Consider the following 11,197-nt stretch of genomic DNA (forward strand, 5'->3'; position numbering starts at 1 on the left):
ACCAGCCTAAAAAGGTAGCTTAGGCTTTCTTTTTGAAACTCCTTCAAAACGCGCAGCGTTTAGTGGGAGTTGTTCATTAGCAACGTAGCTGATAGTGATTATAACCTCAACTTAAAAGAGGTTAATTTGGCTCACTACCTCAGTATTTCAAACAACGAAAAGCTAGTTTTATTAGAAAAGCTTGGCCTTTTTGATTTAGTAAAATTAGACAATAAAATTGCATTATTAAAACATGATACTCAAAGAGTCCACTTAAACGTTGTAACAAATACAAAAGTAACTAAAAGTTAGGGCATAAAAGTTACAAATTGCATTATGACGCGCTTTGATTCGGTATATACCCCAAGGGATATTGCTGATCATGTAATGTTCAAACACATACTCGCGAGCACAGAGGTGTTAATTACAGATTTCCATAAAGGAGGTAGTGATGGACGCTTTTCGAGTTCAAGAATTAACACCGCATTCGAATTAGGGCACTTTGTTTATTTTTTAGATTTTGAAAAGCCTGAAGTTTTGCATGCTACTGACGCAGAACATTTCAATGCCCTTGCCCGTTCTATGGAAATTAAAGGATCAGATATCAAAAAACTTAGAGTGATAAGAGCTAATAAATAGTGTTTAAATGGGAGCACAGCTTCAACTTCTAATTTAATAACAAGTACGCATTGGATTATAATCTCCAAAATGCATTAAACATTGCGCATAGGAATAAAACTATGCACTTGTTTTACATCAGTTTTAGGTGCTACTTCGAAGTTAAAGAACACCTAAAAATGAATTATTGAAAATTATAGATAAAGAAGTAAAACTAAATTATTTTAAGCATGTAATTTATTTTTTATCCCATCGTTCTAGATCGAAAGGCAAATTCGTAAAATATAATTTAATTCATTTTTTAACGAAATTTAAGTTAGTTTATATTGTTAACTAACAAAATACTTTTACAGGTAATAATTATGGAAAGCCTTTTAGTCAACTTAAGAAAGTATCGTCCTCGGGAAAATACGGATCCCCTTGAAAACTTTATAACAGAAGCATTTGCTTGGCTGTTGCGAAGTAACCGCGAGGTTTTACAGAGCGTATTCGAATGTATAAATAATAAATTGCAATCGTCAATTAGTGCACCCGATGGTGAAGTTTTTATATCAACGCAGGAAAATTTTAATAATAAGTTCCCTGATTTAGTTATAAGTTGGGAGACCTGCACCTTAGTGTTCGAACATAAAGTAAAATCAGACTTACATCAAAACCAGCTGAAAAACTATCGTGAGTATGCATCTGAAACTTATGACGATTACAGAATTATATTAATAACAGCTACTCCTTTTCAACATGCTCAAAATCCAGATGCAGCATTGTGCTGGGAGGATATTTATAAATGCTTAATAAGTTTAGTTGATAAAGTAAATTATGAGCACGCAAGTTGGGCAATAGAAGATTTTTTATCATTACTTAAATCTGAAGGATTAGGACCAAAGTCCCCAATGAATCGTTTCTCTATTGCTCATTATTTAGAAGCAGTAAAATTTATTGAGCAAGTTGACTCGATCTTTAAAACGGCTCAAAAACGAGAATGGCCGTTACAAACTATCGGGATGGAACCCGTATTTAAACGCCAAGGAACTGAGTCAAGAGTTGGGTTAGAATTTTGCCCTATCATTAAAAATAAAGGCAGGCAGTGGCTTCCCGGTATATTTTGCGGTGTGTTGCTCGATGGAAGAGATCACGGAGTTAAAGAATTTATAAATAATGAATTAAAATTATGCTTAGTTTTTGATTTCAATCGAACAGGCCAAGAGATGATAAAAAATTCAGACAATTATAATAATTTAAAAGCGTGTTTTAAATTATTATTTAATGATTGGGAGTATATAGATACTGCTGTAGATCCGAGAGCCAAGCATAATAAATGGCATCCAATTGTTATTTTAAGGTCAATGCTTTCTTTGTTTGAACATGCCAATACTCATCAAGAGCAAGTAGATATAGTGCTAGAAGTTTTTACAGAATTACAAAATACACTCATGATACAGCCTGAATTTATAAAGCTAGTTGAAGAGCTCACAGTGACAAAATAAAACGTTAGTGATTATATAAATGGGTTTAATAATAATCTTAGACCATATCATTATAGCGCTAGCGTAGTGCTAAACGAGTTTAGGTTAGATACAAAAACTCTAAAACTGTGGCCAAATTTTATTGACCACTTGTATCTTGAGGCTTCTGGTACACAGTCAATGGGAGTGATTTTTTAATGAATGGAAAATCTGTTGTGGAGCCTGTACGGATTCTGTGTAACTGCCCGTTTTTAGATTTTATTCATTATTAAAATTCAAATTCTAATGCGAGCCTAAAACTATGATTTTTTTCTGATTGGCTTATCTCAGTGATAAAACCCGCTTCCCATTTTAATTGTTTTTGTCCATCAAAACGTTGCAAACCTATAAAACCAGGGCCAATTCCTACAAAGTCTTCACCTACGTAAACCTCAATAGATGGTTGAAAAGCAGAACGATACCGGTAGCGATATTGTGCTCTAAACTCACTTTCCCATTCGTTTTGAATATCCTGCCCCCATTCATAAACCAAAAAAGCGTTTAATGTTAGGCTTGTTTTTCCAAACTCTTTTTCGATCACAAAACCCGAGGTTGCTTCGTATACATCTTCGTTATGTTTTTTTTCAAGCTCAAATAATGCGCCCCAATCAGCCCATAACTTACCTTGCTCAATTAACTGCCAGCGCAATTCAAGCTCGTAAGCTTCTAAGCTAAAATCGCCGTTATCGTCTCGCTCACCAACTAAATACCCTTCTAGTGCCATTGTATCGCTAATAGCACCACCACCACCTAAGCGCTGCGCTAATATATTGCCACTATCAGTTTGATGCGATACCAGTCGCCACTCAAACTCACGTTCAAAAGGTAAAACATAGGGGTGATATACCTTATCAACAACAATACCATCAGCACTTGCCTGGGTTGGAAGTAACAACACACAAAAAGCGGTAAAACTAAGCGCTAAATATAGGTTGAGTGCTTTCATACACGTTCCTTAGTCATTGAAGCTGGAATAACGTAACAAATTAATAAAAATAACACGCTGCTTGTACTATATATAAGTACACTCATTAAATCAGGAGTGGCCTCGTAACCAACAAGAGCACGCAGTACGCGGCCTAGCTCAGAGTTTTCGCTTAACAAATCACGTAAATCCCACACGGTTGAGGTGTTGGTAATTAAGTCTATTTGGCTTGCCAAATCCAGTGCGACTAATAACTTAGCCGCGCTGTTAAAAGCAAGCAAAGTAAAAAGCGGGTACATACCAAAACGGTGCTTAATTGCATTCATTAAAAAGTACAGCAATACGCTAAAACTTAAACAAATTCCAACACCTAATAAAGTGCCAATAAATAAGCTTTGCCCTGCATCATTATTTTGCCAAAAACTGGTGAGGTAAATAATATAGTGGCTTAAATACAGCGTTATTGTGCTTATAACTGCGATATAAAATGCCGCTGACTTTTGCTTTAGTGCAAATACCAACACAGCAATAAATATAGTAATACATAGCCCTATTTGTGAGTACTCTAACCCTTGGTATTCAAACCACTGGCTCACCCACGATGCGCTTTGCATGTACAAAAACGACATTACCGCGCCAATTAATACAGCAGAGCATATTCGCAAAGAACTCTGTTTTTTTACTACTTGTAGTAGCACTAATAAAATAGCCACAGGTAGTAATTGATTAAGGCTCATGACTAAACTATTTATTAACATGCTGTGCCCCTTCATCGCTAACTATTACAACGCCCCTAGCTGTATTTGGCGAAAACTCACCAAAAAACTTGTAATACCCTTTACTAAGCGGTCCTATATAAATAATGCTTTTACGATTTGGGTAGAGCACTTTTTCTCTGTTTAGATCAAAACTATCAAACTCTTCTGGTGTACTATCTTGGTTTTCTATCAATAGCTTTACTTTTTTATTCGCGGGAATAGTAATTTGTGAGGGATAGAACAAGTGATCTTTTAAAATAATAAGGTACTCTTTACTCGCCGCGTTAAACGACAAAAATAGCAAACAACAAAGGCATTGATTAAATAAACGTCTAGTCACTTTTTACTCCTGTAAAAGTAATCTTCACGGTTAGCCCGCCTAAATGACTATTCGCTAAATGAATATTTGCGTCATAAATAGCAATTATGTGTTGAACAATCGCCATGCCTAAACCCGCGCCTTGCTCGCCTGATGGATGCTGATCGCCACCTACGCGATAAAAGCGATTAAATATTCGGTCTTTTTGCTCTTCAGTCATGCCTGAACCTGAATCATCTATTTGCCAACTATAGTCATTATTACTAGATGCTAATTTAATTATTATTTGACCATCATTAGGTGTGTATTTAATAGCATTACTGAGTAAATTAGAGATAAGCGTCGTTAATGTAAACTCATCACCATTAATTACAAAATCATTACCTTCGAGGCTAATAGTTTGGTTTTTTTCGTCTATTTTATCGTATTGCTCCGACACGGCTTGTTGAGTAATAGTTAGCAATGACTGTTCACTAAACTGCTTTTGCCACTGTTCTGGCTGAGTGCGTCCTAAAATTAGCATTTGTTCAACAATATTACTTAAGCGATTAATACCTTGTGACATTGCTTTTAATTCTTGATTATTTTGCGAGTTACTTTGTTTATTAGCTAAATTATGTACATTAATTTTTAGACTACTAAGCGGAGTACGTAACTCATGAGCTGCATCTGAGGCAAAAAAGCGCTCTCGTAAGTAGGCAGTTTCTACTCGTTTAAATAAATCGTTTAAACGATTAATAACAGGTTTAATTTCTTCGTCGGTTACTTGCCAGTTAATTGGGGTAAAGTCGTTTGCTTGGCGAGAAGCCAACTGCCTAGACAGTCGGGTAAGAGGGGCTAATGCGTATTTAACAAAAAAGCTTATAAAAATAGCAAGCAGAGGAACTGCCCATAACATAGGTAACATTGCCGATAAAATAACGGCTTCAGCTAATTCAAACCGCTTTGCCATAGGTTCAGCAACGATAACCTTACGAGTATTTTTTCTCATTACAAACACTCGCATACGTTGCCCTGCTAAATTTGCAGTTTGAAGTCCTTCACTAAAATTAACACAGTTATTTGATAAACTCGATGAGCCACTAAGTAAACGATTATTATGCCAAATTTGGTACAACAACTGAGCACTATTACTACTTACTTGTGCTGCATTTGTGGTTAGTGCTAATGGTTGTTCAATTAAAACGCCAGCCACTATTTTAAGCTCATTATCAAGTAAGTTTTCACCGTGGTGCATGCTTTTTTGATAGCCTTTTACTAATGCTAAAAAACAGGTTAGCACCATCATTGAAAGTAAAATTAAGGTCAGGCGTTTACGAATAGACATTTTCAACCTCGAAATATAAACATACTCTAACGCTTACCAACCACGTAGCCGATACCACGTAAGGTTTTAATAAAATCGCTAGGGAATTTTTTACGAAGATGATGAATATGTACCTCTATGGCATTAGAGCCAACTTCTTCACCCCATTGGTAAAGTTTATTTTCGAGCTGTTGTTTTGATTGCACCCTTCCCAGATTTTCCATCAGCGCTTTTAAAAGCATGTATTCTTTTCGTGGTAGGGTAAGTGATTGCCCACTTAGCAATACTGTATGGGCAGAAGTATCCATTACTACATCACCACAGCGCAACAAGCTTGATTGTGTTTGATTAATGCGCCGACTTGCTACTCGCAATCGAGCAAATAACTCAGCGGGGTCAAACGGCTTTGCAAGGTAGTCATCAGCCCCCATATCAAGCCCTTTAACTTTGTCGTCAATACCGCCGCGAGCAGTTAAAATAACCACCGGAATAACTTTTTTTTGCGATTTAATATGTTTTAAAACTTGCGAGCCGTCGCCATCAGGTAATCCTAAATCGAGAATAACAAGCTCAATTTCACCACTAGAAAGGGACTCTAAGGCGTGTTTTACTGTGCCACTGTGCTCTACGCTGTAGCCCTCTTGGCGCAAAGAGCGAATAAGCCCTTGTGCCACTAAGGCATCGTCTTCAACAAGTAATAAATGCATTGTGTGTTTATCTTTTTAGTTTTTTATCTACTTTTACTAATAGCTGGCTAATTGCTTGTTGACGATATTCATCTGCTTTTGCACGAGTATCACGAATGCCCGCTGCTTGTGCTACAAGTAGTCGTGCTTTAGCTTGTTTATAATCGCCTTCGCCATACAAGTATTCACCGTATAAGTAATTAGTATCAATGCCTTTGAGATTAAAAGCGAGTGCTTGTTTAAATAATTTTTCAGCTTTGTCGTCATCACCAAAACCAATTGGCCAACCAGGTACTTTGCTGTAAAGCGTTGCAAGGCTTGCGTAAGCCGATCCATTTAATGCAGCACCATCTATTGAAAGTGCATTTTCAAGTGACGCTTTTGCCTCTTTTGCTAAACCAAGTGCACCCAAGCCACCTTTTGCGCCGGCAAAACTAGCTAACACAATACCATTCCAAATATGCGGTTGTGCCGAGTTAGGGTAGTTTTCAACAAATAACGCGCTTTGCTCACTTAATTGCGTAAACGCATCTATTTGCGCATCGTCTTCAAGCTCGTAGTTGGCAATAGCCCACTTTTGTTGAATAGAAATTAGGTCTTGCGCTTCATCTGCCTGTACTACGGTGGTAAATATAGCCGTTAATATTAAATAAAATGCGAGTGTAAATTTATACATAATTTTGCCCTTGTGTGTGTTTGTTAACTTAAAAAGCGTTTAATTTTAGGAAGTTGCTTTGCAATAGCGTTATCAACAACGCTTGGGAATACGCCATTTATGCGTGCAAATAATTTTTCAGGAAAACCAATAAAGCGCCTTGTTTGGTTTGAACTTATTAGTGCTAATAACTCTTGAGCAACTAATTCTGGCGAGTCCATTTTATTACCGAGCTCTTTATTTATTGCCCGCGCTTTACTGCTATTAATAGATGTATCTGTTGCTCTTGGTGCTAAATAGGTCACTTTAACGCCTGAACCATTCAACTCACGTGATAATGCCTCTGTAAAGCCACGTAAACCAAATTTACTGGCGCAATAAAGCGTTTGAAACGGGTAGCCAATACTGCCAAACGATGATCCCACATTAACAATAGTGCCTTTGGTATACTCTAACTGTCCTAAAAATAGCTGGCATAGTTTAATAGGCACCGACAAATTAGTCATGAGCATATTATCTATTTGCTCATTACTTGTGTGCTCAAGGCTTTGCATTGTATTTATACCTGCGTTATTAATAAGTAATTTAACGTCACCGAGTTGCTTGGCTTTTATTGCTAGGTCAATACGTGTTGTATCGTCGGTTAAATCGCCTGTAAATATTTCACTGTCTGGGCATTCACGGCTCAGTTTTTCAAGGGCTTGGGTATTTCGCCCTACAAGTAGTAACTTCCACCCTTTTGCATATAGGGCTTTAGCAATTGCTTGCCCTATTCCGCCTGTTGCACCAGTGAGCACACATAAAGAACTACTCATGCCAATTTGCCTTGTGCACTTGCTTTAAAAAGTGGTTCGTCATCGAGTCCACGAAATATATCGCCGTATAAACGATAAAAGCGCTTTGCACCATGAAGTATGGCTTGTTGATCCGCCTCGTCTGTTATTTGGTTCATAAGGTTTTCAAAAAACTTTACATGCTCTATATCAAGTGCACCGTGAGAGGTTAAATAACTAAATGCTTTTTTAGGTAAGCCCACAGCATTTGCAATGTTTGAAGCCGCGCCATCAGCAAGCGCTATAGAAGTGCCTTCAAGTACATGCACCATGCCAAAAAAACTCAGCGGGTTTTTACGTGCAATGGAGTCGTACGCATACGACACCATCATTTCGGTAGCAAATTGCGGCTGACTACACCGTACTGTTTCTTTGTCAAAACCACAGGCTGCAATATCATTAAGTACCCATTCTTGATGACCTATCTCTTCTTCAATGTATTCTGCGACGGCTTCGCGCAGCCACTCTTGTTCGTCGGTTAATCGTGCACCAACCGACATCATTAAAGGCACAGTGTGCTTAACATGGTGATACGCTTGCACTAAAAACGAGGCATATTCTTCAAGTGATGCTTCGCCTTTAAAAACACGCTGGATAATCGGCGCTGCAAGCAGGTAATTTTGCTCTTGTTTAGTTTGCTCTTTAAGGGTGTTAAAAAAATCACTCATTAATTACTTCTCCAAGTCGGTAAAATTGCTCAAACACATCATGGTACTGCTTACTTATGGCATCTCGTTTTGGGCGATTATTTGTTGTTAATAATCCTTGTTGCACACTTAATGGGGCAGCTAAACGATGCCACTTTTGAATTCGAGCATAGTCGGGTAGTTGTTTATTAATTGCGTTAATGTATTGAGCTAACACTGGGTTACTTAGCTTTGTATCGGCGTAAATAATGGCACTCAGAAAAGGTCGCCCCTCACCAAACACAACCGCTTGTAAAATACCGCTTTGACTGAGTAATAGTGATTCAGGCCACTCGGCACTGATGTTGCGCCCCATGCTGGTAATAATTAGGTTTTTTAATCGGCCTTTAATAAATAAGGTATTTTGATGCTGCTCGACTAGATCACCGGTTCCATACCACTGTTTTTTGTTGTGAGGTTGATGGTTTAAGTAGCCTAAAAACAAATCGCCTTTTATAAAAAGCTGGCCATTTTCAATTTTGGTTTGAATATGAGGTAACACAGAGCCTGCACTTTGGCGGTTATCGTTTGTGGGGGTATTTAAACTCACTACAGATGCCGCCTCAGACAGCCCATAACCTTGATACACCGGTAAGTTTAAGCTACGCGCTTTAACTATTAGCATTTCGCTGACAAGCGCTCCACCCACTGCAATAAACTGCAACGAACTAGGCGGTTGCCAACCTTGCTCAGCAAAAGTAACTAAGCATGCTAATAGTTCAGGTACTAAAATAAGCGTATTTGGCTTAACTTTATCAATAGCAGCAATAAGCTGTGCGGGCTGTTTTAATGCAGTTCCAACAAAGCCTAATTCATTTAATGGTATTAAGTGTACTGTACCGCCACTTTTTAAAGGGGCATACACACCAGCTATATTTTCAAGCAATACAGCTAGTGGCAATAAACATAAATGAACAGGCTTTTTAATATTAATTTTATCGCAAAGAGATTGAGCTACCTGCATTTGGCTCTTTGCAGATAAACACACGCCCTTTGGCTGCCCAGTTGAGCCTGATGTAAATGTTACTTTTTGAGTTTCAGGAAAGTAACTGTTCGGTTTAGCCACAACTATTTCGTAAATATATAACGTGTAAAGTTCAAACACAGTAATAGAGGCAACAGGCTCCTCAAGTAAATGGTTTAGCGTGTCGCTAATAAATAAATTAGCGCCGCATTGCACTAATACATATTGAGTTTGTTGTTCACTGAAAAAGTGAGCAATTGGCACAGCCACTTTATTAGAAACCGCTGTAGCAGCATCAATAACAAGCCAAGCGGGTGTATTATCAAGCTTATAAGCGATACCTTTGCCGCTAAAGCCTTGTAGTATTTTTACTACTTTTTGTATTTGCTGGTTAAACTCATCGCCGTTAATTTCACGTGTTTGATCTTTATTATGGGCAATAATTAATGGCGATACTGAATGAGTATTATAGTAATTCATACATTCACCAATGCATTTACCAAAGAATTGATATTGCAGTGGTTTTGCTGCATCAAACTATAAAGCATTGGGGTATTTAATACTTGTTGGTGAGCTTGCTCTAGGCTCACAATGCATACTGTTGGTTGGTTGGCGTAATAGCTGCCCCACTTTAATGGGTTCTCAACTACAAAACTGCTCGCAAGTGCAATTTCAGTACACGTAACACCAAGTAAGCGCAATAAAGCACGCACTTTGTTGGTTGCACAAAACACTAAATGTTTTGCCCCCACACTTTGCAGAGCTTCGTTAACAATAATAAAATGTGCAAGAGTTGCTCTTCGATTTGTAGAGCAGAGATTACCAAGTTCAAAAATTTTATTGCGAGAAATGCTCTCATCTAAAAAATCTTCAACGGGTGATGCTAAATATTGCTCAATAAACAATGGCGAAGTTGCTTGCCTTAGCCCTAACGTGCACTTTCCTTGCTTGGTAACATATTGGCAAAGTAGTGGCATAAAAGAAGTAAGCTTAGCGTTATACGCAACTAAAAAACCTTCTTTCACTGTGTTTTCGAGATTTTTTCGATGCACATCATCAATACGAGCACTAATAAACTGACTGTTATTTTGTGTTAAACCTAATGATGCAGAAGTGTGGGCTAATTGCATAAGCTCGCTCATTTAAACCTGTTTATATTTCAGGGTTTAAACTTAACGAGTGAAACTTAAAGAAAACTTAAGAAATTTAATTTAAATGAAAAAAGCGCCTAACCACTACAATACAGATTAAGAGTAGAGCCTGCTTCTATTTATAAGTGATTCTATTACTTTTGGTTGGATGACCGAGTGGACTCGAAATACCGACTCTAGCATGTCAAGGCTTTTTTAGATTAATTTATAGCTGTACTTTTTGGTTGATAATGGTTTTGTTGCATAAAATCTTCTAAAAACCATGCAGCAAACTCGTGTCGGCCTTCTACATCGGCTTTGCTGTAAATATCGGAAGCTTGTTGACGGACGGTTTTTTCTTTTGTGCTTCTTAGCGCGCTTATTTCTTTAAAGCTTAGGCCTTTAAGTAACAACATGGCGACTTCTTGCTCACTGCGTGTCAATGCCCACTGTGAAAACTGGGTTTGAATAACGCCACTGTATTCATGGCGCGCATCCATCATTGTTTGTGATATGTTTTTAAGTTCTTTTTTTGAATGAGCTAATTTTTGTTTCAGCACATTGATATTGGCGGTACTCGAACGAATATCTCTAAATAAGTAAATAGCACCGGCTGCGGAAATGGCAACGATTAAGCTCTCAGAAAAAATATGCCACAGTGGTACTCCTAGTTTCAAATCTATTATCACATCAAAAAAGTTTAGCACCATTATTATTAACAAGGTGGCTGCGATTAACTTGTCTTTCATTAAATCCTCTATTATCAATTATTTATAAATACAATGGACATATGTCCCATACCGTGAGTCACGCTTTTTTTGGGTACGTACGGCGTT

Annotated in this window: 13 protein-coding genes; 2 read left to right on the forward strand and 11 right to left on the reverse strand. The window is 37.7% G+C overall.

The genetic code is table 11. The annotated features are described in order from the left end of the window. The first annotated feature begins 315 nt into the window (after nt 1-315). Both HC000_RS13340 and HC000_RS13345 read left to right on the forward strand, forming a co-directional pair. Nucleotides 316-618, forward strand: coding sequence for a hypothetical protein (locus HC000_RS13340; RefSeq protein ID WP_089369098.1), 303 nt, complete (start codon nt 316-318; stop codon nt 616-618). A gap of 341 nt (nt 619-959) precedes the next feature. Next, a complete protein-coding gene (locus tag HC000_RS13345) occupies nt 960-2,081 on the forward strand; it encodes a PD-(D/E)XK nuclease family protein (protein ID WP_179807905.1) in 1,122 nt (373 codons plus the stop codon). Nucleotides 2,082-2,328: 247 nt separating this feature from the next. On the opposite strand, the gene HC000_RS13350 is transcribed toward HC000_RS13345, so the two are convergent. From HC000_RS13350 to HC000_RS13400, 11 genes are all read right to left on the reverse strand, one after another. Next, complete coding sequence (locus HC000_RS13350) at nt 2,329-3,045, reverse strand: hypothetical protein (RefSeq protein WP_089369100.1); 717 nt, start codon at nt 3,043-3,045, stop codon at nt 2,329-2,331. After that, a complete protein-coding gene (locus HC000_RS13355) occupies nt 3,042-3,782 on the reverse strand; it encodes an iron transporter (RefSeq protein WP_089369101.1) in 741 nt (246 codons plus the stop codon). Before HC000_RS13355 ends, HC000_RS13350 begins: the two co-directional genes overlap by 4 nt. Then, nucleotides 3,769-4,122 carry a cupredoxin domain-containing protein gene (locus HC000_RS13360; protein WP_089369102.1) on the reverse strand — a complete coding sequence of 118 codons (354 nt, stop codon included), beginning with the start codon at nt 4,120-4,122 and terminating at the stop codon, nt 3,769-3,771. The genes HC000_RS13355 and HC000_RS13360 overlap by 14 nt, the downstream gene beginning before the upstream one ends. Continuing rightward, the gene (locus tag HC000_RS13365; protein ID WP_179807906.1) at nt 4,115-5,428 is read right to left on the reverse strand and encodes an ATP-binding protein; all 1,314 of its coding nucleotides are present in this window, start codon (nt 5,426-5,428) and stop codon (nt 4,115-4,117) included. Before HC000_RS13365 ends, HC000_RS13360 begins: the two co-directional genes overlap by 8 nt. Before the next feature lie 26 nt (nt 5,429-5,454). Continuing rightward, nucleotides 5,455-6,114: a response regulator transcription factor gene (locus HC000_RS13370; RefSeq protein ID WP_179807907.1), complete on the reverse strand. Its 660-nt coding sequence runs from the start codon at nt 6,112-6,114 to the stop codon at nt 5,455-5,457. A gap of 7 nt (nt 6,115-6,121) precedes the next feature. Then, nucleotides 6,122-6,769, reverse strand: a complete 648-nt coding sequence (locus HC000_RS13375; RefSeq protein ID WP_089369105.1) for a hypothetical protein — start codon at nt 6,767-6,769, stop codon at nt 6,122-6,124. A 23-nt stretch (nt 6,770-6,792) separates the two neighbouring features. Beyond that, the gene (locus HC000_RS13380; protein ID WP_089369106.1) at nt 6,793-7,563 is read right to left on the reverse strand and encodes an SDR family oxidoreductase; all 771 of its coding nucleotides are present in this window, start codon (nt 7,561-7,563) and stop codon (nt 6,793-6,795) included. Continuing rightward, a complete protein-coding gene (locus tag HC000_RS13385) occupies nt 7,560-8,249 on the reverse strand; it encodes an iron-containing redox enzyme family protein (RefSeq protein ID WP_089369107.1) in 690 nt (229 codons plus the stop codon). Before HC000_RS13385 ends, HC000_RS13380 begins: the two co-directional genes overlap by 4 nt. Next, nucleotides 8,242-9,711 carry an AMP-binding protein gene (locus tag HC000_RS13390; RefSeq protein ID WP_089369108.1) on the reverse strand — a complete coding sequence of 490 codons (1,470 nt, stop codon included), beginning with the start codon at nt 9,709-9,711 and terminating at the stop codon, nt 8,242-8,244. Before HC000_RS13390 ends, HC000_RS13385 begins: the two co-directional genes overlap by 8 nt. After that, the gene (locus HC000_RS13395; RefSeq protein ID WP_179807923.1) at nt 9,708-10,361 is read right to left on the reverse strand and encodes a thermostable hemolysin; all 654 of its coding nucleotides are present in this window, start codon (nt 10,359-10,361) and stop codon (nt 9,708-9,710) included. Before HC000_RS13395 ends, HC000_RS13390 begins: the two co-directional genes overlap by 4 nt. A gap of 221 nt (nt 10,362-10,582) precedes the next feature. Beyond that, nucleotides 10,583-11,110, reverse strand: a complete 528-nt coding sequence (locus HC000_RS13400) for a LuxR C-terminal-related transcriptional regulator (protein ID WP_089369109.1) — start codon at nt 11,108-11,110, stop codon at nt 10,583-10,585. Nucleotides 11,111-11,197 lie beyond the last annotated feature (87 nt).

It is taken from the genome of Pseudoalteromonas sp. MIP2626 (assembly GCF_013414205.1).
In the GTDB taxonomy this organism is placed as follows: Bacteria; Pseudomonadota; Gammaproteobacteria; order Enterobacterales; family Alteromonadaceae; genus Pseudoalteromonas; species Pseudoalteromonas nigrifaciens.

Bases quoted from the DNA above. Each gene is read 5' to 3' on its own strand.
- HC000_RS13340 (WP_089369098.1), top strand. From the start codon at position 316: ATGACGCGCTTTGATTCGGTATATACCCCAAGGGATATTGCTGATCAT.
- HC000_RS13345 (WP_179807905.1), top strand. From the start codon at position 960: ATGGAAAGCCTTTTAGTCAACTTAAGAAAGTATCGTCCTCGGGAAAAT.
- HC000_RS13350 (WP_089369100.1), bottom strand. From the start codon at position 3,045: ATGAAAGCACTCAACCTATATTTAGCGCTTAGTTTTACCGCTTTTTGT.
- HC000_RS13355 (WP_089369101.1), bottom strand. From the start codon at position 3,782: ATGTTAATAAATAGTTTAGTCATGAGCCTTAATCAATTACTACCTGTG.
- HC000_RS13365 (WP_179807906.1), bottom strand. From the start codon at position 5,428: ATGTCTATTCGTAAACGCCTGACCTTAATTTTACTTTCAATGATGGTG.
- HC000_RS13370 (WP_179807907.1), bottom strand. From the start codon at position 6,114: ATGCATTTATTACTTGTTGAAGACGATGCCTTAGTGGCACAAGGGCTT.
- HC000_RS13375 (WP_089369105.1), bottom strand. From the start codon at position 6,769: ATGTATAAATTTACACTCGCATTTTATTTAATATTAACGGCTATATTT.
- HC000_RS13380 (WP_089369106.1), bottom strand. From the start codon at position 7,563: ATGAGTAGTTCTTTATGTGTGCTCACTGGTGCAACAGGCGGAATAGGG.
- HC000_RS13385 (WP_089369107.1), bottom strand. From the start codon at position 8,249: ATGAGTGATTTTTTTAACACCCTTAAAGAGCAAACTAAACAAGAGCAA.
- HC000_RS13390 (WP_089369108.1), bottom strand. From the start codon at position 9,711: ATGAATTACTATAATACTCATTCAGTATCGCCATTAATTATTGCCCAT.
- HC000_RS13395 (WP_179807923.1), bottom strand. From the start codon at position 10,361: ATGCAATTAGCCCACACTTCTGCATCATTAGGTTTAACACAAAATAAC.
- HC000_RS13400 (WP_089369109.1), bottom strand. From the start codon at position 11,110: ATGAAAGACAAGTTAATCGCAGCCACCTTGTTAATAATAATGGTGCTA.